This is a genomic window from Streptomyces lydicus, assembly GCF_004125265.1.
In the GTDB taxonomy this organism is placed as follows: Bacteria; Actinomycetota; Actinomycetes; order Streptomycetales; family Streptomycetaceae; genus Streptomyces; species Streptomyces lydicus_C.
In genome coordinates, this window is sequence record NZ_RDTE01000003.1 from 2882357 (window position 1) to 2904337 (window position 21981).

Sequence of the window (21981 nt, forward strand, 5' to 3'; positions counted from 1 at the left end):
TGGCCCGTGACATATGCGCGGCCCCTGGCACGCGCGCGGCCGTAGCGCGCATGTGGCCCCTAGCACGCGTGCTCTCTCAACTCGCGCGGCGGCCCCGCTCCCCCTCCAGCGCCCGCAGCACATCGCCGTAGGTCACCCCGTGATCGGCGAGCACCGCCGCGGCCGGTCCGGGCCTGGCGGCCAGCGCCATCAGCAGATGCTCGTCACCGAGGTACCGCTCGCCGCGTCCGGCGGCGATCCGCAGGGCACGCTCCAGCACGGACTTCGCCTCCGCCGTGAACAGCCGGCGCGTCCGCTTCCGGCGCCCGGCCCGTCCGCCTCCGGCCAGCGCGCCCACCCCGTGCGCCTGTTCCACCCGGGTCACGATCTCGTCGATATCGATCCCGAGCCCGGCCAGCGCCGCCGCGTCGGCCGTGGACACCCCGCCGCGCCGGCGCACCGCCGCGAGGGCATCCGCCACCGACTCCCGCCGCGCGCGGACACCGAGCGCCGCGAGCACCCCGGCGGCCGGCGAATCCGTCCGCTCCAGCAGCGCGAGCAGCAACTCCGGTTCGCCGACCGTGCCGCTGCCCGTACGGTCCGCCTGTTCCGCGGCGCCGCGCACCACCGCGCGTGCGTCGGCCGTGAATTTCTCGAACATCAGCGCCTCCCGTGCTTCTTGTGCACTGCCTGTCTGCTGACACCCAGCTCCGCCGCGATCTCCTGCCACGACCAGCCCTTCGCTCGGGCGCTGCGCACCTGCACGGCTTCGAGCTGTTCCAGCAGCCGGCGGAGCGCGGCCACGGCGCGGAGCCCGACCCGGGGGTCCCGGTCACCGGCCCGCTCGGCAAGGTCCGTTGCATCGGTCATGACTGTCAATTTACGTTGACACGGGAGGCGCGTCAACCATCGTTGACGCGTACGGCAGGTGGAAATCCAGAAGGCAGAAAACAGAAGACAGAAGACGGAAGCCGGAAGACGAAGGCAGAAGGTCGAACGCAGAGGCCCCAAGGGCGGGCGAAAGCACTAAGACCGACCAGGGACCGTCACGGACAAGGCGATCACCGCCGCGGTGCCGTCCGTCCACAGCGCCGCGGCCGCCGCGTCCGGTGCCGTCAGCAGCGCCACGTCGAACCGCCCCAACCGCGCCTCATGGTCGCCGGGCCCCCCGAGCCGGGTGCACCCCTCGACCGCCACCACCATGACCTCGTCGGGGTCACGGTCGGGGGCACGGTCGGGGCAACCGTCAGGGCCGGCTGCTCCGTCATCGGCCGGCCACACCCTCCGGCTCCCCCGGACCATCTCCACCGTCGCCGCCGCCCGCCCCTCCCTGAGCATCACATTGAGGTTGACGACGGGACGGCCGTCCAGCAGCCGGGAGCCGGTGGCGGCACCGCCGGGGAAGGCGAACGGGCGGTAGCGCTCCGGGAGGAGCCACGTAGTGCCGTCCACCGTCAGCTCCAGCCCGGCGCCGTCGACGACGGTGAGGATCCGCCGAACACCGGGCAGCGGCGAATACGGACCGTCCCGGGTGACGTCCGCCAGGCTGACGCGCCAGGCGAAGGTGTCCCAGCCGGAGCCCGGCGGCTGGACGGCGATCTCCCGGGTCACCCCGCCGCCGTTGCTCCACGGCGCGGCGGCGCGCCCCTCCGCCCGCAGGATCCGCACTCTTCCCGGCCTCCTCGCCGAAGGGACTTCACGGCTCCTCGACTTCACGACTTCACGCCACGCGCCGAAGGGCCCGCACGCCAGACGTCACACCCTCAGCCGTCACACCGCCAGAGGTCACACCGTCAGACGTCACACCGTCAGCACGATCTTGCCGAACAGCTCGCCCTCCGCCATCTTCGTGAAGCCCTCACGCGCCCGGTCCAGCGGCAGCGTCGAATCGATGACCGGCCGGATGCCCTTGGCCGCGCAGAAGCTGAGCAGCGATGCCAGCTCCTCCTTGCTGCCCATCGTGGAGCCGACGATCTTCAGCTCCAGGAAGAAGATCCGGTTGAGTTCCCCGCTCTTCGGGGTGTAGCCGCTGGTGGCGCCCGAAATGACCAGACTGCCGCCGGGGCGCAGCGACTTGACGGAGTGCGACCAGGTGGCGGCGCCGACCGTCTCGATCACCGCGTCCACCCGCTGCGGCAGCCGCTCACCGGACGCGAACACCGCCTCGGCGCCGAGCTCCAGCGCGCGCTTGCGCTTGCTCTCGTCCCGGCTGGTGGCGAAGACCCGCAGCCCCGCGGCGGCGCCCAGCACGATGGCGGCGGTCGCCACGCCACCGCCGGCGCCCTGCACCAGGACGCTGTCCCCGGGCCGTACGCCCGCGTTGGTGAACAGCATCCGGTACGCGGTCAGCCAGGCGGTCGGCAGACAGGCCGCCTCCGCGAAGGACAGCTCCTTCGGCTTGGGCAGCACGTTCCAGGAGGGGACGGTGACCTGCTCGGCGAAGGTGCCCTGGTAGCGCTCGGTGAGGATGGAGGGCTTCTCCCCGGCGCCGACTCCGTGGCCGGTCTGCCCGATGACGGAGTGCAGGACGACCTCGTTGCCGTCCGCGTCCACTCCCGCGGCGTCGCAGCCGAGGATCATCGGCAGGCTGTCCTCGGTGATCCCCACCCCGCGCAGCGACCACAGGTCGTGGTGGTTGAGGGAGGCGGCCTTGACGTTGACGGTCGTCCAGCCGGGGCGTACGTCAGGGGCCGGCCGCTCCCCCAATTCGAGGCCGTTCAGCGGCTGGTCACGGTCGATGCGGGCGGCATAGGCAGCAAACATGATCCCAACGTAGGCCGCGGCCGGGCGCTGCGGTACCGCAGCGGGGTGTGACACGCGCCGCGCCGCCTCCCCCGGGTTGCGCCGCGCCGCCCGTATTGCGTCGCGCCGCCCGTATGACGCCGCGTCGCCGTACCCCGCCACCACAACGGGCCGGGCCCGCACCCGTGTGGGGTGCGGGCCCGGCCCGTTGGCGGACGACTGTGCCGGCGGCGCGGTCAGCGACGGGCCACGCCCTCGGCGCGGGCGGCGGCCGCGACGGCGGCGCTGACGGCCGGTGCGACCCGCTCGTCGAACGGCGAGGGGATGACCCGGTCGGCGCTGAGCTCATCGGCGACCACGGCGGCCAGGGCCTCGGCGGCGGCGAGCTTCATGCCCTCCGTGATCCGGGTGGCCCGCACCTGCATGGCCCCGGCGAAGATGCCGGGGAAGGCCAGCACGTTGTTGATCTGGTTGGGGTAGTCGCTGCGCCCGGTGGCCACCACGGCCGCGTACTTGTGCGCGATCTCCGGGTGGATCTCCGGGGTGGGGTTGGCCATCGCGAAGATCAGCGAGTCCTTCGCCATCTTGGCCACCGCCTCTTCCGGCACCGTGCCGCCGGAGACCCCGATGAAGACATCGGCTCCGTCCAGCGCCTCCTCCAGCGACCCGGTCAGCCGGCCCTTGTTGGTGAAGCCGGCCACCTCGCGCTTGACGTCCGTGAGGTCGCCGCGGTCGGTGGAGACGATGCCCTTGCGGTCGCAGACCGCGACGTCCCCGATGCCCGCCTCGATGAGGATCTTGGCGATGGCGACGCCTGCCGCGCCGGCGCCCGAGATGACCGCCCGCAGCTGGCCGAGCGAGCGGTCGGTGAGCTTGGCGGCGTTGCGCAGCGCGGCCAGCGTGACCACGGCGGTGCCGTGCTGGTCGTCGTGGAAGACCGGGATGTCCAGCCGCTCCTGGAGCCGGCGCTCGATCTCGAAGCACCGCGGCGCCGAGATGTCCTCCAGGTTGACCCCGCCGAAGGACGGGGCCATCCGGACGACGGTCTCGATGATCTCGTCGGTGTCGGTGGTGCCGAGCGCGATCGGCACCGCGTCGACGCCGCCGAACTGCTTGAAGAGGATGGCCTTGCCCTCCATCACCGGGAGCGAGGCCTCCGGGCCGATGTCGCCCAGGCCCAGCACCGCGGTGCCGTCCGTGACCACGGCGACGACCTGGGACTTCCAGGTGTAGTCGTACACGAGCTCGGGCTGGTCGGCGATGGCGCTGCACACCTTGGCGACACCCGGCGTGTACGCGAGGGACAGGTCGTCCTTGTCGCGGACCGGCACGGTCGCCTGGATGGCCATCTTGCCGCCGCGATGCAGCGCGAAGGCCGGGTCGAAAGCATCGTCGGGCGCACTGCCCGCGCCCGCGCCGGTATTGCTGTCGCTGCGAGGATTGACGATCTCCGCTGCCACTTGTCTTACCCCTTTAATCGAAATTCTGTTGAGGGTGGCCACCCCCTGGTTGAGGGGTGGGCGGGCACCGCGTCCGCGCCCTGCACGGCGGATGACCGCCGCGCGCGGGGAGGTTTTCGGACGCCGGGCGCGCCGCACACGCGCCCTGAGCCCCGGATGAGGGGTGTAACCAACCTTTCTACCCGACGGGCGCGGGCCGCGACGAGTCAGATTCCTTACCCTCGAGTTCAGAGTTCCGACAATAACCGCGAAATACACAAAAAACTCAGAAGGGTCATCCCTCTCCGGTCCGGATCCCGGGACGCCGGAAACCAGGCGAGGAGGCCCGGCATCGGCGGAAGCGGAGGCTCCCCTTGCGCCACAAGGACGTCACCTCGCCTTCTCCGTCCGTTATCCGATTTTGACCATAACGACAGTCCGAATACCGGAGCACGGATGGCAGGATTCCGTCACCAACCGAGGTCGCGACGCTCGACGGTGTGCCCCCGGCCCTTTGTCACGTCGGCTTCTCCGTCGGCTTCTCCATTCGCAGGAGGCTCAGCATGACCGCAAGCACCACCCGTCGCACGGCCGCCGGCAGGTCTCGCACGGCCGTGGCCGCGGCGGCCGCGGTCGCCGCCTCGCTGCTGCTGCTCAGCGCCTGCGGCGACCAGACGGACGCGGCCATCGCCAAACGCGAGGCGAAGAAGAACCGCAACGTCAATGCGCCGCTGTTCAAGAAGCTGCCCAAGGATGTTCAGGAAAAGGCCATGCTCCAGGTCGGCTCGGACATCACGTACAAGCCGGTGGAGTTCCGTTCCAACGGCGTGATCGAGGGCATCGACCCGGATCTCGCGGAGGCGATGAGCAAGGAGCTGGGCATCAAGCTCAACTTCAACAACGCCACCTTCGACACCCTCATGGGCGGCCTGAAGTCCAAGCGCTACGACATCGCGATGTCGGCGATGACGGACACCAAGGAGCGCCAGGAGGGCATCGACAGCAACACCGGCAAGAAGATCGGCCAGGGTGTCGACTTCATCGACTACCTCAACGTCGGTGTGTCGCTCTACACCCAGAAGGGCAAGACCAAGGGCATCGACGGCTGGGAGACGCTGTGCGGCAAGAAGCTCGCGGTGCAGCGCGGCACGGTCTCGCACGACCTGGCCAAGGACAAGTCGAAGGCCTGTGAGAAGAACGGCGAACAGCCGATCTCGATCGAGGCCTTCGACAACGACTCCGAGGCCCAGACCCGGCTGCGCACCGCCGGTGTGGACGCCGTCTCCAGCGACTACCCGGTCGCGGCGTATGCGGTGAAGGTCTCCGGTCACGGCAAGGATTTCCAGATGGTCGGCGGCGCGCCGCTCAAGGCGGCCCCGTACGGCATCGCGATCCCCAAGGGCAAGGAGCAGCTGCGTGACGCGCTGCAGGCCGCCCTGGAACTCGCGATCAAGAACGGCTCGTACGCCAAGGTCCTGGACAAGTGGGACGTCAAGGATGCCGCGGTCAAGAAGGTGCAGCTCAATGGCGGCTCCTGAGCCGTCGCACGCCCGCCCCTTCGCTCCGCGCACCTCCCGCCGAATGCTGAAAGGCAACACCCGTGTCAGTTGACGTCGACAAGTCGGCCCAGCCGCCGGCGGACGCTCCGCCGCCCCAGCCCGAGCCGATCAAAGCCATCCCGGTCCGCCACTACGGCCGCTGGGTGGCGGCGGTCGTCGTCCTCGGACTGATCGCCCTGCTCGGCCGGGCCTTCGCCTCCGGGAACGTCAACTGGGACGCCATCCCCCAGTACATGTTCAACGCGGACATCCTCAAGGGCCTGCGCAACACCCTGCTGATCACCGTGCTCTCGATGATCATCGGCATCGTGGGCGGCGTGATCCTGGCCGTGATGCGGCAGTCCAAGAACCCGGTCACCTCGACGGTCGCCTGGTTCTACGTCTGGTTCTTCCGCGGTACGCCGGTCTACGTCCAGCTGTTCCTCTGGTTCAACCTGGGCCTCGTCTTCCAGTACATCGACATCATGCCGATCTACAAGGACGAGTGGTCGGACTTCATGACCCCGTTCCTGTGCGCGCTGCTGGGCCTCGGGCTCAACGAGGCGGCGTACATGGCGGAGATCTGCCGGGCCGGCCTCAACGCCGTCGACGAGGGCCAGACCGAGGCGGCGCACGCGCTGGGCATGAGCCACGCCAAGACGCTGCGCCGGATCATCGTGCCGCAGGCGATGCGGGTGATCGTGCCGCCGACCGGCAACGAGGTCATCAACATGCTCAAGACCTCCTCGCTGGTGATCGCCGTGCAGTACTACGACCTCCTCCAGGCCGCCCAGAACGTCGGCCGGGACTCGGGCGTCGTCGTGGAGATGCTGATCCTCGCCGCCGCCTGGTACCTGATCGCCACCACGGTGCTGAGCATCGGCCAGTACTACCTTGAGCGCTACTACGCCCGCGGCTCCAGCCGGCAGCTCCCGCTCACTCCGCTCCAGCGCGCCAAGGCGAAGCTGTCCGGCGGCTTCAACCGCTCCGCCGGAGGTGCGGCATGACCAAGAAGATGACGACGAGCAAGGCCGCGGGCACCAGCGGCGCCCCGATGGTGCTGGCCGAGGGCGTGCACAAGTCCTTCGGCGCGGCCCACATCCTCAAGGGCATCGACCTGGAGGTCGCGCCCCGGGAGGTCTTCTGCCTGATCGGCCCGTCCGGCTCCGGCAAGTCGACGTTCCTGCGCTGCATCAACCACCTGGAGAAGGTCAACGCCGGCCGGCTGTCCGTCGACGGCGAACTGGTCGGCTACCGCGAGCACAACGGCAAGCTCTACGAGCTGCGCGACCGCGAGGTCGCCGCCCGCCGCCGCGACATCGGCATGGTCTTCCAGCGCTTCAACCTCTTCCCGCACATGACCGCGGTGGAGAACATCATGGAGGCGCCGATCCAGGTCAAGGGCGAGTCGAAGTCCGCGGCCCGGGAGCGGGCGGTCAAGCTGCTGGACCGCGTCGGACTGTCCGACAAGGCCGGGAACTACCCCTCGCAGCTCTCCGGCGGCCAGCAGCAGCGCGTCGCCATCGCCCGTGCGCTGGCGATGGAGCCCAAGCTGATGCTCTTCGACGAGCCGACCTCGGCCCTGGACCCGGAGCTGGTCGGTGACGTCCTGGACGTCATGAAGGACCTGGCGGCGGACGGGATGACGATGGTCGTCGTGACCCATGAGATGGGCTTCGCCCGCGAGGTCGGCGACTCGCTGGTCTTCATGGACGACGGGGTGGTGGTCGAATCCGGCCACCCGCGCGAAGTGCTCGGCAACCCGCAGCACGAGCGGACGAAGTCGTTCCTGTCGAAGGTGCTGTAGGCGGAGGTGCCGTAGTCGAAGGCGCTGTAGTCGAAGGCGCCGGAGCGGTAGGGGCCCGTGCCGGGCTCCGGGGGCCGCGGCGAGACCTGCTCCCCGGGGAGAAGGCCCGCCGCGGCCCTTCCTCCGTCGCGGCGGGCCTCCTGTGCCCTCCTCCGCCCCGTCCTTCCCGCACTCACCACCGGCCGGTGCGGCGGTGCGCCCTGCCCCTACTTCAGGCCCAGCACCAGCGCATCCGTGGGCGAGGACCATACCGGCCGGGCCTCCGCGAACCCCGATTCGCGCAGCACGGCCGCGTGCCATGCCGCCGAGGGGGTGTCGCCGTCCGCGTGCTCGCCGTAGATCTCGAAGCGCTCGGCGGTCGGCCCGGCCAGCCGCGGGTCGGCGGCCGCCAGCTGCCACCACTCGGCCCAGTCGACGGCGCCGGCCGCCTTCGCCGCGTCCATCCGCGCATGCCGGAAGGCCCGCTCGGCGGCGTTGATCCGCGGGGTGGCCTCCTCGGGCATGCGGTCGGCGTTCAGGAAGACCCCGCCGTCCCGCACCAGGGTGCCGAGCTGCCCGTACAGCCCCCGGAGGTCTTCGCTGTGCAGCCAGTGCAGCGCGGTGGCGGTGAGCACCGCGTCGTACGAATCGTGCGGCAGCCTGTCCGTCCAGGCCGGGTCCTTGAGGTCGGCGCGGACCAGGCGGATCCGGCGCTCGCCGGCAAAGTACCCTTCCGCGATGGCCAGCAGCGCGGGATCCAGATCGACGCCCACACTCTCGGCCTCGGGGAACCGCTTCAGCAGCCGGTCGGAGATACTTCCCGTGCCGCAGGCGAGATCCAGTACCCGGGGTGCGGGACCCACCAGGGCCTCGACCATGTCCAGCATCACCCGGAACCGCTCCTCGCGGTCGGGGAGGTACCACTCCTGCTGGCGGTCCCAACTGTTCTGCCACGCCTGCCAATCGGCGCCGGCAACGGTCTCGGTCATCGCTTCCCCTTCAAGACGTAATACCCTCGTAGCAGCAACACCTATTACCTCACGCAAACACTCCGCACCCTAGCCTCCGCCCGTAAGGACTACAAGTGGAACTGGCCTATTACTCGGACTATGCCGTGCGACTGGTCAACACCGAGCAGCCCGAGCGCGGCACCGACAGCCTCACCACGGTCGAAGCCGTACGCGAGCTCTTCGGCCCCGCCCAGCAGGCCGCCCGGCGCGCGAACGAGAGCGACGTGACCCGGCTGCGCACGGTCCGCGCCCGGCTGCGCGCCGTTTTCGAAGCCGCGGACGGCGGCGACGAGGTGCGCGCCGTGGACCTGCTCAACGCCCTGATGATGGAGTTCCCGGTCAGCCCGCAGATCTCCGGCCACGACCACCGGGACGACGGGGGCACCTCCCGCTCACGAGCCGAGAGCGGGGGAGGCCGCCCCGACTGGCACATGCACATCGCCGACCACGCGGCCAGCGCCACCGCGGGCTACACCGCGACCGCCTGCATGGGCCTGGCCTTCCACCTCACCGACCTGGGTGTGGACCGGCTCGGCATCTGCGAGGCGCAGCCCTGCCGCAACGTCTACCTGGACACCTCGACCAACCGCTCGCGGCGCTACTGCTCCGACCGCTGCGCCACCCGCGCCAATGTCGCCGCCTACCGCGCCCGCAAGCGCCTGGAGAGCGAGCGCTCGGCCCGCACCGGCCGGACCGCCGAGACCACCCAGGAGAGCACCCCGGTGACCGAGCGCTGAACCCCCCGCGGGGGCCGCACCCGCACCCAGGCACGGGCGATGACCAGTTCGTCGGGAACGACCCCGAATTCCCGGCTGTCGTTCTCGACGAACGGGTTGTCGCCCTGCACCCACCAACCGCCGTCCCGCCGCCGCACGGCCCGCTTGACGATCAGCAGATCCTGCCGGAACGGATGCCGCAGCACGACGACATCGCCGGGCCGCACCACCGCCCCGTACTGCACCACCAGCTGGTCCCCGGGCCGCAGCGTCGGCACCATCGACGGGTTGTAGACCTCGGCCAGCCCGAAGGCGCCAAGGAGCCCGCCCCGCCCGCTCCCCGCGTCCGCGTCCCCGCCCTGCTCCGGCCCACGCTCGTGCACCCGCTCCGGCATCCCGTACCTCCCGGTCCAGCCGCGGTCCGTCCCTCCCCCAGACTCCGTCCGGGGGCACCCCCGTCTCGCTTCGCTCACGGGTCCATCCTCCATCAGCCCCACCCCGGCACCGGACTTTTGCCCTAAGACCCCCGGCCCGGCCAAGAAAAGCCTTCCCGCACCGAGTAATCTCGCACCTGAGAAGACGATCACGAGGAAGGACTGAACATGCTTTCGCGCCTGTTCGCCCCCAAGGTGAAGGTCAGCGCCCACTGCGACCTGCCCTGCGGCGTGTACGACCCGGCCCAGGCCCGCATCGAGGCCGAGTCGGTCAAGGCCGTCCAGGAGAAGTACCAGGCCAACGAGGACGCGGACTTCCGCACCCGCGCCGTCCTGATCAAGGAGCAGCGCGCCGAGCTGGCCAAGCACCACGTCTCGGTGCTGTGGAGCGACTACTTCAAGCCCCCGCACTTCGAGAAGTACCCGGAGCTGCACCAGCTGGTCAACGACACCCTCAAGGCCCTCAGCGCGGCCAAGGGTTCCAACGACCCGGCCACCGGCCAGAAGGCCCTGGACTACATCGCCCAGATCGACAAGATCTTCTGGGAGACGAAGAAGGCCTGACCCCAGGCCGGGCCGCTCGGCCTGTGCTGTCGCAGGTCACGTCGCCCAACTGTCCGCACCCGGTCCGCACGCCGCCCAGCGGGGCGCCCGTGGCGGAGCGGGTGCGGTCTTCTTTCAGCCGGCGGATCGCCGGTCCGGTCCGGTCCGCTCGTACACCGTCACCCGCCGGCCGCGTATCTGCTCGTCCGACACCACCGTGAAGCGCTCCTTCAGCGCGGCGGCCTTCGCCCTGTCCCGCTCCGCCGATACCGGCTTCGCCACCTCCGCCGCGTCCGTGACCAGCAGTATCCGCCGCTGGGCCGCTATCGCAGCCCGTATCCGTGCCGGGTCGGCCTCCACCCCCTTCAAGGTCCCCGACTTCTCCGGGCCTTCCTGGAGAGCGATGTCCCGCAGGCCGGTGAAGGCGTCCGGGGAGACCAGCTCGGTGTCGCGACGGGCCGCCGGCACGAAGAGCACCGCGGCACCGGCGTCCTTGAGCCGCCGCACCTCTGCCGCCACCGCCAGGACGTCGTCCACCCGGCTGCCCGGGGAGCGCTCGGCCAGCGATTGCGGCACCAGCGCCGCCATCGCCACGGCGACCGTCACGGGGAGGATCCACGGAGATGTTCTCGGGAACCGTGGCGCGGCCGACCGTATGACCGCCCCCAGTCCGGCCCCGATCAGCAGCGCCAGCCCCAGCATGCTGAACAATATGTACCGGTCCACATAGAGCGGCTGGGCCAAGGAGAGGCCGATCAGGGCGAGCTGCGGCACCGCCAGCAGGGGTAACCCGACGACCGCCGCCGACAGCCGGCCTACCCTCGGCCGGTCCAGCAGGGCGCCGAGGCCGCCGATCGCCAGCAGGACGGCCGGGCCGATCATCATGTGCCAGGTCAGCGGCGGTATCCAGGAGACCTGGCCGGACTGGCCGCGGCTGAAGAGGATCAGCGGCAGTACACCGGCGACGGCGGTCGCCGAGGCCGCCGCCCAGCGTCTCCGGATGCCGCGACCGGCCCCTGCCCAGACCAGAGTTGCCAGGTGTGCGGGCAGGATCAGCAGCGACAGCCAGTTCAGCAGCCCGCACACCAGGACCGTTCCGCCGTAGGCAGCCCAGCGCATCGCGCCGGCACGCCCCGCGAGCACGGTCACGAGCAGCAGGGTCGAGAGCGCCGCCGCGGCCGTGACCAGTGCGAACGGACGGCCCTCCTGGAGATGGAACTGCACGGCCGGGAGCAGGCCGAACGCCAGCCCTCCTCCCAGCCCCGCCCAGGTTCCGGCCAGCCGCCGGCCGATGACCGTCACACAGGCCGCCGCCACCGCCATGGCCAGCACGGACGGCAGCCGCAGGGTCGTGGTACCGGGCCCGAAGACGTCGAACAGGCCATGCATCAGCAGGTAATAGAGCCCGTGCACGACGTCGACCTGCCCCAGCATGTGCCAGATCTCACCGGCGGTCCGTAGGGCCACCTGCCAGGTAGCGGCCTCGTCCCGCCACACACTGTGCTCCCGGGAGAGCCCCCACAGGCCGAGGGCGAGGGTCCACACCACCGGGATGAGCCAGACGGGCAGACGGTACCGGCGAAAGGCCGAAGAAGAATTCATGAAGGCGTTCAGGATCCCGAGAGAGCAGCGCGGACCAAAGTCAGCGGCCTGTGGACAGAAAGAAGAGCTACCGGACCGGCTGTGGTGCAGTGCGGATCGCCGGAGCGGCGCGAAGTCCACACCACCGGCCGGAGGAGGCAGAAAGCACATTCTGCTCTGCTTCGAAGCTCGTCGACAACTGCCTTTTCCGGAGAGGACCATCACCTCCTGCCCTTGCGGTCGGCAATCGCCGTCGACAGCCGCTGACCTTCGGTCATCTCGCGGCGCCAACGGCCGCCCACCAGCAGGTTTCGGCCTCGTTCCGTCTCCGTTCACGCCTTCCCCGGCCCTCTTTTGCCGGCCCGCGAAAGGAAAAGGGCCGACAACTCCCCGAGCGCCACAAGCGGAGGAGTCGTCATCCTTTCCAGTGCCAACCAGCACTGTTCATTCCGTCGCCGGAAAATAGCGCATCACATTCCGCAAAGAGACGGCTTCCTGCCGGTGCCCGAAGGAACGTCCACGGTCTCGAATTTTCGGCCACCGCCGGTCTGCGGCGTTACCTGGATCACGTGGATATCGGCTTGCGCACGGCCCTTGTGGAGTTCACACAACCGGAATGACCGTCACGACGGCGCCGCCCCGCCCCGGCGCCGGCCATGACCGTGGCCGTGGCCGTGGCCGTGGTGCAGTCCGCCCGCCGCCATGCCCCTGACCGGGAGTTCGTCCGCCGTGGTGCCGGCCCGGCCGATGCCCTTGGCGGCGGCTGCCGCGCCGTAGCGGTTCGCCAGGGGGGCGGAGGTGAGGCCGTGGGCGAGGACGCTGAGCAGGACGGTGAGGGTGACGACCGGGGCCACCGCTCGGGTGTCGGGGACCGCCAGCTCCTCGACCGCCAGCAGGCCGAAGATGATCGAGGCCAGCCCGCGGGGGCCGAACCAGCCCACGAACAGGATCGTTTTGAGGTCCAGTCCGCTGCCGATCAGGGACAGGGCCACGGGCAGCATCCGGATCACCGTGAGACTCAGTACGGCGTAGACCGCGGTCTGCCAGGTGAAGTGGTCGAACGCCTCCGGCAGCAGGAGGGCGCCGAAAACCAGCCAGACCAGCACGGAGACCAGTGCGGCGGACTGCTCGACGTACAGGAGCACCCGCTGCGGCGCACCGTGCGTCGATCCGACGGCCAGGCCCGCGACGAAGGCGGCGATGAACCCGTTGCCGCCGAACGCGAGCGCGGAGGAGTAGCCGAGGAGGGCCAGGGCCAGCACGCCCGCGCCGGCGAAGTCCTCGGCCGCCCAGCCGTTGCGGAGTGCGGTCCGCAGCAGCCACCCGGCGGCCAGTCCGACCACCGCGCCGTATGCCGCGCCGACGACGAGCTGCACCACGGCATGGCCGGTGGCATCCGGCGGGGCGGTGTGCTCGGCCGCGGAGACCCCGGCCAGGGCGAGCACCACCAGGGGCGTGACGATGCCGTCGTTGAGGCCGCTCTCGACGTTGATGAGCCGGCGGATCTTCGCGGGCACGACGGGGTTGACCATCATCGTGGCGCCGAGCGCGGCGTCCGTCGGGGCGAGCGCGGCCCCGACGTACAGGGCGGCCCACCAGGAGACACCGGGGAGCAGGACGGCCGCCAGCACCGTGCCGAGGGCCACGCACAGCGGCAGCCCGATCCCCAGCAGCCGTCCGTAGAGACCGAGCTCCGGGCGCAGGGCACGGAAGGAGAGCCGGGCGGCGTCGGTGAAGAGCACCCAGACCAGGGTGACCTCCGCGAGCAGCTTGACCGTCTCGTGCGGGAGGGCGAGGTGGAGGACGCCGGTGCCCTCGCCCAGCAGCAGGCCCAGCAGGACGAAGGCGGCGGGGGCGGTCAGCTCGTAGCGTTCCATCCGCCGCGAACACAGACACCACAGGAACAGCAGGAGCAGGACCACGGAAGAGGTGCCATCCACACGGGTCTCCAGGGCTCGGCCGCGCCGGCTTTCGGCACCCCCACTCTCGGCCATCGCCGCACGGGTCGGCGGGCCCCCGGCGGCCGGGACCGCGGCTTTCACACGGTTGGTGGACAGGCCCGGCGGGCGGGGCGTGGTGCGTGCGGAGTCCGGACCGCCGGCATACCCGAGAGCGGGCGCCGGCGCCGGGCAGGCGCGGGCGGTCGTGGCCGTCCGGCGCCCTACCCGCCGACCGGCAGCGGCCCGTTGTGCTGCACCAGCCAGGTCCGGTAGGCCTCGCTCGCCCAGGCGGTCTCCATGTACGAGGCGGTCAGGTCGGCGAACAGGTCGTCGGCGGAGGCGGCAGGGGCGCCTTCCTCGCGGCAGGCCATGAAGAGGCGGACGGCCAGCGGGTCGCCGTACAGGGGGCGGATCGCCATGCCGTGCCGGGGGCGCGCGGTCGGCTGGCAGGGGGTGACCACCTCGCCGGCCGTGACCAGGTCCACCGTGGTGAGGTAGTCGCCGTGCACGACACGGGGGTTGATGCCGGCCGCGGCCCAGATACGGCGCAGTCCCGCCCACTCGCCGTCCACGGTCGGGTCGACCATCCACTGGTCGTCGGCCAGGTCCGACACCCGGACGACCGTCCGCCCGGCCGCCGGGTGAGCGGCCCCCACGGCGATGAACTGCGGTTCCCTGGCGATGAGTTCATGCTCGACCAGGCCGTCGGGGACGCGTAGCGGCGCGCCCTCGACCTCGTGGACGAAGGCGGCGTCGAGCTGTCCCGTCGCGACCATGTGGAGAAGCGCGTTGGCGGACACATCGGTTCTTATCGTGGTGTCGGTGTCCGGCAGCCGCACCCGGAGCCGGCGCAGCCACCCGGCGACCGCGGGGCTGTTGGTGCTGCCGATGTGCAGCCGCGTGCCCTGGTCGCGGTGCGAGGCCGAGGCGACCTCGTCAATGAGTGCCCGCATTTCGGCCACTATCGGCCGGGCCCGGCACAGCACCGCATGCCCCAGGGGCGTGGGCCGGCTGCCGGTCGGTTCGCGGAAGAAGAGCTGGCCGCCCAGGGCTTTCTCGATGCGGTGGAGCTGGGTCGTCAGGGAAGGCTGGGTCATGCCGAGCTGCCGGGCCGCCTTGCGTACGCTGCCGGAGTCCGCGATGGCGCACAATGCGCGAAGATGCCTTACCTCGAGCTCCACGTCCGGAGCATAACGACGTAGGCATACGTCACACCAGACTCTCAAACCTGCCGGAACGCGCTCTTTTTCCCGGGGTATTGGCCGGTACTCCGGGGTATTGGCCAGTGCTATCGCCACCTGGCATCTCTGTCCTCCGGGTGAACTCCGTCCAGACTCAAGGGCACCAAGAAATCCGCAGGGCCCCGGTCGCCGCCCCACACGGCGACCGTACGGCCCTCGGAGTCAAAGGAGCCCCCACATGAGATCTCCCAAGACGGCGCTGTCGGCGGCGCTCGGACTGGGCCTCGTCGCCGCGCTCGCAGCCGCGGCGCCGGTTTCGGCAGCTTCCCCCTCCCCCACCAACTCCTCCCACAGCACCCCCGCTTCGATCGCGGCCTACAACGGCTCGGCGGCCGAGAAGGCCGACACCAAGGCGTTCTTCGAGGCCGTGGTGAAGTCGGCGAAGGCCAAGATGAAGGCCCACCCCGGCGCCGCCTCGGTGACCGTCACCTATGACGCCAGTGCGGCCCCGACCTTCGCGAACCAGATATCCGAGAGCGCGTCGATCTGGAACAGCGCCGTGTCCAACGTGAAGCTGCAGGCGGGCAGCGGCGGCGACTTCCAGTACCGCGAGGGCAACGACGCACGCGGCTCGTACGCCAGCACCGACGGCCACGGCAAGGGCTATGTCTTCCTGGACTACCAGCAGAACCAGGAGTACAACTCCACCCGCGTGGCCGCGCACGAGACCGGCCATGTGCTGGGCCTGCCGGACCACTACGAGGGCCCGTGCAGCGAGCTGATGTCCGGCGGCGGCCCCGGCACGTCCTGCCAGAACACCAAGCCGGACGCGAACGAGAGCGCCAAGGTGGACCAGCTCTGGGCCAACGGCCTGGCGGGCGTCCACTTCGGCAAGGCCTCCTGACGTACCCACGGGCCTTGTGACGTAACGAAGTTCGGCGGTGGCCGGCGGATGCGACCGAGCTGACGGTGGTCGGATCCGCACGGCCGGGGGCTGTCGAGAGCCGGGACCTGGCGGTCGGCGCTCGTACCCCACCAGCCCCCGCATCTCCTGCACCGCCCGTGCGGTGGGGCTCCCCGGAGTCCCACCGTTTTCGTCTGCCCGCGGCCGGGGAGTCGTCAGCGCCAGATCGCCTGGCCGGCGGCCACCCCGGCGAACGCCGCCGCCAGTCCGGCCGCCACGGTCACCACGACATTGGCCACCGCACTCGCCCGGGCCCGGTCCGCGGCCAGCCGGAGCGTTTCGTAGGAGAAGGTCGAGTACGTCGTCAGGGCACCGCACAGCCCCGTGCCGACCAGCAGTTGGACGTGCGAGGAGGCGGCGCCCGCGGAGACGGCACCGGTCAGCAGGCCGAGGATCAGGGAGCCGACGGCGTTGACGGTGAAGGTGCCCCAGGGGAAGACGGTGTCGTGGCGGGACTGCACATAGCGGTCGGTGAGGAAGCGCAGCGGTGCCCCGACCATGGCACCGGCCACCACCAGCAGCCAGTTCACCCGCGTCCGCCCTCCCCGGCGTCCGTACCGCCCGTACCGGCTGTACCGGCCGCACCACCCGTGCCGGCCGCACCGCCCGTGCCGTCCGTACGCCGGTAGGAGATCGTCTCGCACGGGTCGAGGGTCACCAGCCCGCCGTCCGCGAGGAGTTCGTCCAGCTGCGGGAGGAAGGCCCGCACCCGCTCCTCCGTGTCGACGACGACGATCGCCACCGGCATCTCCTCGCTCAGGGAGAGCAGGCGCTGGGTGTGGACGATGCCGGCGGAGCCGAAGCCCTCGATCCCACGGAAGACGCTGGCCCCGGCCAGCCCGGCATGGCGCACGCGGTGCACGATCTCCGCGTAGAGCGGTTTGTGGTGCCATACGTCCTCTTCGCCGACGAGGACCGTGAGCCGCAGCGCGGGGGCGCCGCCCGGATGTGCCGTGCCGGGTGTCATGCCGTGTGTCATGCCGTCCGCCGCCTCAGTTGAAGGAGTGCCCGGGTGCCGGTCACCCCGGCCCACACGGCCGCGAGCGCGATGAGCACGGTACCGGCGAGGGTGGCCAGGGCCGCGGCCGGCCGCCCGGCGGCGATCAGCCGCTGGATGTCGACGGCATAGGTGGAGAAGGTGGTGAAGCCGCCGAGGATGCCGGTGCCGAGAAAGGGCCGCACCAGCCGGTGGGCCGCGCGGACCTCGGTGATGACCACCATCAGGACGCCCATCAGCGCACAGCCGACGGCGTTGACGGTGAAGGTCGTCAGGGGGAAGGTGCCGTTGGCCGTGGGCCACAGCAGCGCGGCACCGTAACGGGCCGAGGCGCCGATCGCGCCGCCCACCGCCACTACACCGATCACCGGCCACTGCCCCTGCCAGGGCGCCGCCGGCCGGCCTCGCTCATCCATGTCTCTCCCGAGATCATCGCCGCCCTCAGGCTAACCCTGGGCGTTTGACACCGCTAAACATGGGATGTTCCCATCACCGGTGGAATGACATGCCCAGGAGCCCCGGACGACCGGCCTCCTGCGAAGACGGAGGAGGCCGGCGCCGATGCCGCTGCGCAGCACCGCCCGCACCAGCCTGGTCGACCTGGTCATCGAGCAGATGGAGCGACTGATCGCCGACGGCGAGTGGCAGGTCGGCACGAAGATCCCCGCCGAGCCCGTGCTGGTGGAGCAGCTGGACGTCGGGCGCAACACCGTCCGCGAGGCGGTGCGCGCGCTGGTGCACACCGGAATGCTGGAGCCGCGGCAGGGCGACGGGACCTATGTCCGCGCCGGCAGCGGTTTCGGCGCGGCCGTACAGCGGCGGCTGCGGCGGGCCGAGAGCCTGGAGGCGTACGAGGTGCGCGCCAGCCTGGAGCGCGATGCCGCGCGCTATGCCGCCGAGCGCCGCACCGACGAGGATCTCGCCGCGCTGCGCGGTGCGCTGGCCGAGCGCGGCCGGGCCTGGGAGAGCGGCGAGGTGGCCGCCTTCATCGATGCGGACATGCGCTTTCACCGTGCGGTGGCGGCCGCCGCGCACAACAGCGTGCTGGCCGAGCTGTACGAGCACTTCAGCGATGCGCTGCGCGGGACGCTGCAGGCCGTGCTCGGCACACCGCTGCCCGAGGCGGTCCGCCATCAGCTCGACGAGCACACCGCCATCGTCGACGCCATCGAGGCGCGGGACGCCGAGGCCGCCGAGCGGGCCGCGCTGGCGCACCTCACGGAGGCGATGAACGCCCTGCGCGAGCCCGCCGCGGAGCCCCGCGGCCCGGGCGGCCACACCACCCCTCACCCTGGAGACGACACACGTGCGTGACGAAGGAGGACCGGCGGTCGCGGAGGCCCGGCCCGCCGCCGGCATACCCGAAGGCCCGGCAGCCGGGGCGGACGCGTCCGTCACCGGCAGATCAGGGGAGCCGGGCACACCCGCCGCCGGCCTGCCCGTGGGCCCGGACGCCGCACCGGCACCGGCTTTGTCCGGCGTCGCCGGGCGCCGCGCCCTGTACCTCGGCACCGGCGTCGTCCTGCTGGCACTGAACCTGCGTCCGGCCCTGGTCGCCGTCTCCCCGCTCGTCGGCACCATCCGCGACGACAGCGGGATGTCGGCCGCCGCCACGAGTCTGCTCACCGCGCTGCCGCTGCTCTGCTTCGGCCTGCTGGCGCCGGTCGCACCGCGGCTGGGACGGCGGCTGGGCATGGAGTGGTCGCTGCTCGGAACGATGGCGCTGATCTGCGGCGGAACCGCGCTGCGGCTGCTGGACTCGACCGTGGCGCTGTTCGCGGGAACGCTGGTGATCGGCGCGGGGATCGCCGTCGCCAATGTGCTGCTGCCCGGCCTGATCAAGCGGGACTTCCCGGCCAGGGCCGGGCTGATGACCGGGCTGTACTCGATGTCGCTGTTCGGCGGCGCCGCGCTCGCGGCCGGCGTCACGGTGCCCGTCCAGCAGGCCGCCGGCCTGAACTGGCGTGCCACGCTGGCCTGTTGGGGCGCGCTCGCGGCCCTCGCGCTGGTCTGCTGGCTGCCGCAGACCCGTACCCGTACGCGCGTGGCGGGGGCCGCGGCCCAGGCTGCGGCCCACCCGGTGCGCGGACTGTGGCGCGATCCGCTGGCCTGGCAGGTGACCGGCTATATGGGCCTGCAGTCGCTGAGTTACTACGCGGCCGCCGCCTGGCTGCCGACGATGCTCACGGACGCCGGGATGAGCCCGGGCGACGCCGGCTGGATGCTCTCCTTCTCCTCGCTGCTGGGCATCACCGGCTCGTTCCTCGCACCGGTCGTCGTGGGCCGCCGGCTGCGGGCCGGCGTCCTGGCCGCCGCGGGCGCGCTGTTGTGCGCGGCCGGTTTCCTCGGGGTGCTGGTCGCGCCGGCCTCCGGCGCCTACCTCTGGATGGTGCTGCTCGGCCTGGGCCAGGGCGCGGCGATCAGCCTCGCGCTGCTGTTCATCGTGCAGCGCGCCCCGGACGCCCGGCACGCCGCCCAACTCTCCAGCATGGCCCAGTGCTTCGGCTATGTCCTCGCCGCGGCGGGCCCGGCCGTCCTGGGCGCCGTGCACGACCTCTCCGGGAGCTGGACGGTCCCACTGACCGTCCTGCTGGCGCTGCTGCTGCCGCAGATCGCGGCGGGGTGGTGCGCGGCCCGGCCGCGGCAGGTGGCGGGGCGGTAGCGGCGGAACGGGACACCCGGGCGCCTCGCTCCGTCCCGTCCCGCTCCCTCTCCCCCCCCCGCACCGCGCGGGTCATGCCGGGACGGTCTCCCGTACGGGATGGTGCCGGCTGATGTTCCGGGCCAGCAGTTCGGTGGCTTCCTTGACCCCGATCTCGCCGCCGCTGCCCCCGGTGGCGGGCAGCCGTCCGTCCGCGTACTTCAGCTCGGCCATCGCCGTCTCCATCGCCCGGTGCGCGGCGAACAGACACGGGGTGCTGTAGATCGCCACATCGACGCCGAGCTCGGTCAGTTCGGTCAGCGAGAGCCGTGGGGACTTCCCGCCCGCGATCTGGTTGAACAGCAACGGCTTGGTGCCGAGCACCGCGCGGATCCGGCGGATGCCCTCGACGCTGCGCACCCCGTCGACGAGCACCACATCCGCGTCGGTCGCGGCCAGCGCCACCGCCCGCCGCAGCATCTCGTCCTCCTCCGTGGCGTCCGTACGGGCCACGACCAGCAGATCGGTACGGCTGGCCAGCACCAGGTCCAGCTTCTCCAGGTACTCCTCCAGCGGCAGCAGCAGCTTGCCCTCCGCGTGGCCGCAGCGCCGGGGCCGCTTCTGGTCCTCCAGGATCACCCCGGTCGCGCCGGTCCGCTCCAGGCGCTGCACCACATGGCAGGCCACTTCGGGGTCGACATAGCCGTCGTCGATGTCCACCAGCAGATGGTGGCGCGGGAACGCGCCGCGCAGCCGCTCGACGAAGGCGGCCATGTCGGGCCAGGCGATGAACCCGATGTCCGGAAGGCCGTAGTACGACGCGGCGAAGCCGAAGCCGGACACGAAGAAGCCGTTGTAGTGCGCGGCGGCGATCGAGGCCGAGTGCATGTCGTGGACGCCGATCAGCGGCGTCGTCCCCTCGGCGGCGATCTCGTCACGCAGCGCTTGTCCGTACCGCAATGTGCTCTCCTCACAGAACCGGCGGGGAGCGCGGTCCGGCGTCCGGGGGGCGTGTTCGCGGACGCGCGGAAGGTAGCGGCGCCGCGGGCACCCGCCCACTGGGGAACTGGTCAGAGCATGTTTATCCGGCACATCGGCGGCATGCCTTTAACACGCCATGACCTGCCATAACTTTCTCTTTACTTCATCCCCGCGTGTGCACCCGGCGGGCTCACGGGCCGCGCCGGGGCCGTCCGGCCGGCCGCCCGCTTCCCGGACGAGTGTCAGAGCCAGCCATTCCGCTTGAAGCCGCGGTGGATCACCCAGCAGAGAGCCACTATCAGCCCCATGACCAGCGGATAGCCGAACGTCCAGTGCTTTTCCGGCATATGGTCGAAATTCATGCCGTACACACCGCAGACCATGGTCGGCACCGCCAGGATCGCGACCCAGGCACTGATCCGGCGCATGTCCTCGTTCTGGGCCACGGTGACCTGGGCGAGGTGGGCCTGGAGTATGGAGTTGAGCAGTTCGTCGAATGCGGTGATCTGCTCGGTGACCCGGTCGAGATGGTCGGCGACATCGCGGAAGTACGTCTTGATCCGGGGCTCGACCTGCGCCATCGGCTGGGTCGCCAGCTCCTGCATCGGCCGGTCCAAGGGGGCCACCGCGCGCTTGAGTTCCAGCAGCTCGCGCTTGAGCTGGTAGATCCGGCCGGCCCCGCCGCTGCCGCGCACGGAGAAGACCTCGCTCTCGACGTCGTCGATATCGATCGAGACGGCCGCGGCGACATCGAGGTAGTCGTCCACCACCAGGTCGGCGACGGCGTGCAGCACGGCGGACGGGCCGAGCGCCAACTGCTCGGGCACGGACTCCAGTTGCTCACGCAGCGGACCCAGCGAGCCATGCCCGCCGTGCCGTACCGTGATCACGAAGTCGGTGCCGGTGAAGACCATGATCTCGCCGGTTTCGACGACTTCGCTGGTGTCGGTGAGCCGGTCGTGCTCGACATAGCGGACCGTCTTGAAGACGGTGAACAGCGAATCGTCGTAGCGCTCCAGCTTGGGCCGCTGGTGCGCGTAGACCGCATCCTCGACGGCGAGCGGGTGCAGCCCGAACAGTTCGACAATTCCGGCGAATTCCTTCTCGGACGGCTCATGCAGCCCGATCCACACAAATCCACTGCCGGATTTACGGACCTTACGGATCGCCGCCTCGGCCGGGTGGTCGCCGTCCTGCCGCACGCCGTCCACGTACACCGCGCAGTTCACCACGGCGGTGCCGAGCGGCGAACGCGCCGGGTGGCTGAGGTCGACCCCCCGGGTGCGCGGCTGCGGCAGCCGGACGGCCTTGCGGAGGTTGCTGATCATCGACACCGGGCCAGTATGGCCCGCGAGGGCGCATGAGCGGTACGGCGCAGCGGCTGTTTCACCCAGCGCGGCGGGGCGAAGACGCTGGGGAGCGGACGACGACACGGCGGCACCCCCAAAGGAATACCCTAGGGGGGTATATCGTTCTCCGGGGGGGCGGACACGGGCACGCGCAGCACAC

23 protein-coding genes are annotated in these 21981 nt (G+C 71.0%); 8 read left to right on the plus strand and 15 right to left on the minus strand.

Features of this window, described 5'->3' with window-relative positions:
- Positions 1-76 precede the first annotated feature (76 nt).
- The 5 genes from D9V36_RS15025 to D9V36_RS15045 all read right to left on the minus strand — a co-directional run bounded on the left by D9V36_RS15025 (position 77) and on the right by D9V36_RS15045 (position 4181).
- On the minus strand, positions 77-640 hold the full coding sequence (locus tag D9V36_RS15025) for a Clp protease N-terminal domain-containing protein (protein ID WP_129294223.1): 564 nt from the start codon (positions 638-640) through the stop codon (positions 77-79).
- Positions 640-849 carry a helix-turn-helix domain-containing protein gene (locus D9V36_RS15030; protein ID WP_093491771.1) on the minus strand — a complete coding sequence of 70 codons (210 nt, stop codon included), beginning with the start codon at positions 847-849 and terminating at the stop codon, positions 640-642. The genes D9V36_RS15025 and D9V36_RS15030 overlap by 1 nt, the downstream gene beginning before the upstream one ends.
- A gap of 156 nt (positions 850-1005) precedes the next feature.
- Positions 1006-1647: a HutD/Ves family protein gene (locus tag D9V36_RS15035; RefSeq protein WP_129294224.1), complete on the minus strand. Its 642-nt coding sequence runs from the start codon at positions 1645-1647 to the stop codon at positions 1006-1008.
- Positions 1648-1779: 132 nt separating this feature from the next.
- Positions 1780-2742 (minus strand): zinc-binding dehydrogenase, encoded by a 963-nt coding sequence (locus D9V36_RS15040; protein WP_129294225.1) that lies wholly within the window; start codon positions 2740-2742, stop codon positions 1780-1782.
- 215 nt (positions 2743-2957) lie between these two features.
- Positions 2958-4181, minus strand: coding sequence for an NAD(P)-dependent malic enzyme (locus D9V36_RS15045; protein WP_129294226.1), 1224 nt, complete (start codon positions 4179-4181; stop codon positions 2958-2960).
- 542 nt (positions 4182-4723) lie between these two features.
- Between D9V36_RS15045 and D9V36_RS15050 the strand changes: the two genes are divergently transcribed.
- The 3 genes from D9V36_RS15050 to D9V36_RS15060 all read left to right on the plus strand — a co-directional run bounded on the left by D9V36_RS15050 (position 4724) and on the right by D9V36_RS15060 (position 7505).
- On the plus strand, positions 4724-5698 hold the full coding sequence (locus D9V36_RS15050) for an ABC transporter substrate-binding protein (RefSeq protein WP_129294227.1): 975 nt from the start codon (positions 4724-4726) through the stop codon (positions 5696-5698).
- Between the two features lie 62 nt (positions 5699-5760).
- Positions 5761-6705 carry an amino acid ABC transporter permease gene (locus D9V36_RS15055; protein ID WP_129294228.1) on the plus strand — a complete coding sequence of 315 codons (945 nt, stop codon included), beginning with the start codon at positions 5761-5763 and terminating at the stop codon, positions 6703-6705.
- Positions 6706-6752: 47 nt separating this feature from the next.
- Entirely contained in the window at positions 6753-7505 is a 753-nt protein-coding gene (locus D9V36_RS15060) for an amino acid ABC transporter ATP-binding protein (RefSeq protein WP_129298419.1), read from the plus strand.
- Between the two features lie 206 nt (positions 7506-7711).
- On the opposite strand, the gene D9V36_RS15065 is transcribed toward D9V36_RS15060, so the two are convergent.
- The gene (locus D9V36_RS15065; RefSeq protein WP_129294229.1) at positions 7712-8473 is read right to left on the minus strand and encodes a class I SAM-dependent methyltransferase; all 762 of its coding nucleotides are present in this window, start codon (positions 8471-8473) and stop codon (positions 7712-7714) included.
- 95 nt (positions 8474-8568) lie between these two features.
- On the opposite strand from D9V36_RS15065, the gene D9V36_RS15070 reads away from it, so the two are divergent.
- Positions 8569-9231: a CGNR zinc finger domain-containing protein gene (locus tag D9V36_RS15070; protein ID WP_129294230.1), complete on the plus strand. Its 663-nt coding sequence runs from the start codon at positions 8569-8571 to the stop codon at positions 9229-9231.
- Here the strand turns inward: D9V36_RS15070 and sodX are convergent.
- Positions 9135-9605: a nickel-type superoxide dismutase maturation protease gene (gene sodX, locus D9V36_RS15075; protein ID WP_129294231.1), complete on the minus strand. Its 471-nt coding sequence runs from the start codon at positions 9603-9605 to the stop codon at positions 9135-9137. The two genes, D9V36_RS15070 and sodX, sit on opposite strands and share 97 nt — an antisense overlap.
- A 207-nt stretch (positions 9606-9812) precedes the next feature.
- Between sodX and sodN the strand changes: the two genes are divergently transcribed.
- Positions 9813-10208 carry a superoxide dismutase, Ni gene (gene sodN / locus D9V36_RS15080; protein WP_030085982.1) on the plus strand — a complete coding sequence of 132 codons (396 nt, stop codon included), beginning with the start codon at positions 9813-9815 and terminating at the stop codon, positions 10206-10208.
- Positions 10209-10322: 114 nt separating this feature from the next.
- On the opposite strand, the gene D9V36_RS15085 is transcribed toward sodN, so the two are convergent.
- From D9V36_RS15085 to D9V36_RS15095, 3 genes are all read right to left on the minus strand, one after another.
- Positions 10323-11789 carry a glycosyltransferase family 39 protein gene (locus tag D9V36_RS15085; protein WP_129294232.1) on the minus strand — a complete coding sequence of 489 codons (1467 nt, stop codon included), beginning with the start codon at positions 11787-11789 and terminating at the stop codon, positions 10323-10325.
- Between the two features lie 602 nt (positions 11790-12391).
- Positions 12392-13708: a cation:proton antiporter gene (locus D9V36_RS15090; protein ID WP_129294233.1), complete on the minus strand. Its 1317-nt coding sequence runs from the start codon at positions 13706-13708 to the stop codon at positions 12392-12394.
- A 221-nt stretch (positions 13709-13929) separates the two neighbouring features.
- On the minus strand, positions 13930-14889 hold the full coding sequence (locus D9V36_RS15095) for a LysR family transcriptional regulator (RefSeq protein WP_164992952.1): 960 nt from the start codon (positions 14887-14889) through the stop codon (positions 13930-13932).
- Positions 14890-15127: 238 nt separating this feature from the next.
- Here D9V36_RS15095 and snpA point away from each other — a divergent pair, with 238 nt between their 5' ends.
- Entirely contained in the window at positions 15128-15793 is a 666-nt protein-coding gene (gene snpA, locus D9V36_RS15100) for a snapalysin (RefSeq protein ID WP_129294234.1), read from the plus strand.
- A 215-nt stretch (positions 15794-16008) separates the two neighbouring features.
- Here snpA and crcB (D9V36_RS15105) read toward each other — a convergent pair whose 3' ends face one another.
- Genes crcB (D9V36_RS15105) through crcB (D9V36_RS15115) form a run of 3 tightly spaced genes read right to left on the minus strand, consistent with a single transcriptional unit; the run spans position 16009 to position 17266 of the window.
- Positions 16009-16383, minus strand: coding sequence for a fluoride efflux transporter CrcB (gene crcB / locus D9V36_RS15105; protein WP_129294235.1), 375 nt, complete (start codon positions 16381-16383; stop codon positions 16009-16011).
- Positions 16380-16832, minus strand: a complete 453-nt coding sequence (locus D9V36_RS15110) for a DUF190 domain-containing protein (protein ID WP_347239711.1) — start codon at positions 16830-16832, stop codon at positions 16380-16382. The genes crcB (D9V36_RS15105) and D9V36_RS15110 overlap by 4 nt, the downstream gene beginning before the upstream one ends.
- Entirely contained in the window at positions 16829-17266 is a 438-nt protein-coding gene (crcB, locus tag D9V36_RS15115; protein WP_129294236.1) for a fluoride efflux transporter CrcB, read from the minus strand. The genes D9V36_RS15110 and crcB (D9V36_RS15115) overlap by 4 nt, the downstream gene beginning before the upstream one ends.
- A 145-nt stretch (positions 17267-17411) precedes the next feature.
- On the opposite strand from crcB (D9V36_RS15115), the gene D9V36_RS15120 reads away from it, so the two are divergent.
- Positions 17412-18164 carry a FadR/GntR family transcriptional regulator gene (locus D9V36_RS15120; protein ID WP_129294237.1) on the plus strand — a complete coding sequence of 251 codons (753 nt, stop codon included), beginning with the start codon at positions 17412-17414 and terminating at the stop codon, positions 18162-18164.
- Positions 18165-18285: 121 nt separating this feature from the next.
- Complete coding sequence (locus D9V36_RS15125; protein WP_129298422.1) at positions 18286-19512, plus strand: CynX/NimT family MFS transporter; 1227 nt, start codon at positions 18286-18288, stop codon at positions 19510-19512.
- Positions 19513-19584: 72 nt separating this feature from the next.
- On the opposite strand, the gene D9V36_RS15130 is transcribed toward D9V36_RS15125, so the two are convergent.
- Together D9V36_RS15130 and D9V36_RS15135 are read right to left on the minus strand one after the other, a co-directional pair.
- A complete protein-coding gene (locus D9V36_RS15130; protein ID WP_129294238.1) occupies positions 19585-20451 on the minus strand; it encodes an isocitrate lyase/PEP mutase family protein in 867 nt (288 codons plus the stop codon).
- A gap of 263 nt (positions 20452-20714) precedes the next feature.
- Positions 20715-21800 (minus strand): magnesium and cobalt transport protein CorA, encoded by a 1086-nt coding sequence (locus tag D9V36_RS15135; RefSeq protein ID WP_129298423.1) that lies wholly within the window; start codon positions 21798-21800, stop codon positions 20715-20717.
- Between the last annotated feature and the right edge of the window lie 181 nt (positions 21801-21981).

What these genes read in the sequence shown, in the direction of transcription:
- sodN (WP_030085982.1), top strand. Translation starts at nt 9,813, where the DNA reads ATGCTTTCGCGCCTGTTCGCCCCCAAGGTGAAGGTCAGCGCCCACTGC.
- D9V36_RS15135 (WP_129298423.1), bottom strand. Translation starts at nt 21,800, where the DNA reads ATGATCAGCAACCTCCGCAAGGCCGTCCGGCTGCCGCAGCCGCGCACC.
- D9V36_RS15085 (WP_129294232.1), bottom strand. Translation starts at nt 11,789, where the DNA reads ATGAATTCTTCTTCGGCCTTTCGCCGGTACCGTCTGCCCGTCTGGCTC.
- D9V36_RS15060 (WP_129298419.1), top strand. Translation starts at nt 6,753, where the DNA reads ATGGTGCTGGCCGAGGGCGTGCACAAGTCCTTCGGCGCGGCCCACATC.
- D9V36_RS15110 (WP_347239711.1), bottom strand. Translation starts at nt 16,832, where the DNA reads ATGACACACGGCATGACACCCGGCACGGCACATCCGGGCGGCGCCCCC.
- snpA (WP_129294234.1), top strand. Translation starts at nt 15,128, where the DNA reads ATGAGATCTCCCAAGACGGCGCTGTCGGCGGCGCTCGGACTGGGCCTC.
- D9V36_RS15025 (WP_129294223.1), bottom strand. Translation starts at nt 640, where the DNA reads ATGTTCGAGAAATTCACGGCCGACGCACGCGCGGTGGTGCGCGGCGCC.
- D9V36_RS15050 (WP_129294227.1), top strand. Translation starts at nt 4,724, where the DNA reads ATGACCGCAAGCACCACCCGTCGCACGGCCGCCGGCAGGTCTCGCACG.
- crcB (WP_129294236.1), bottom strand. Translation starts at nt 17,266, where the DNA reads ATGGATGAGCGAGGCCGGCCGGCGGCGCCCTGGCAGGGGCAGTGGCCG.
- sodX (WP_129294231.1), bottom strand. Translation starts at nt 9,605, where the DNA reads ATGCCGGAGCGGGTGCACGAGCGTGGGCCGGAGCAGGGCGGGGACGCG.
- D9V36_RS15040 (WP_129294225.1), bottom strand. Translation starts at nt 2,742, where the DNA reads ATGTTTGCTGCCTATGCCGCCCGCATCGACCGTGACCAGCCGCTGAAC.
- D9V36_RS15120 (WP_129294237.1), top strand. Translation starts at nt 17,412, where the DNA reads ATGCCGCTGCGCAGCACCGCCCGCACCAGCCTGGTCGACCTGGTCATC.
- D9V36_RS15030 (WP_093491771.1), bottom strand. Translation starts at nt 849, where the DNA reads ATGACCGATGCAACGGACCTTGCCGAGCGGGCCGGTGACCGGGACCCC.
- D9V36_RS15065 (WP_129294229.1), bottom strand. Translation starts at nt 8,473, where the DNA reads ATGACCGAGACCGTTGCCGGCGCCGATTGGCAGGCGTGGCAGAACAGT.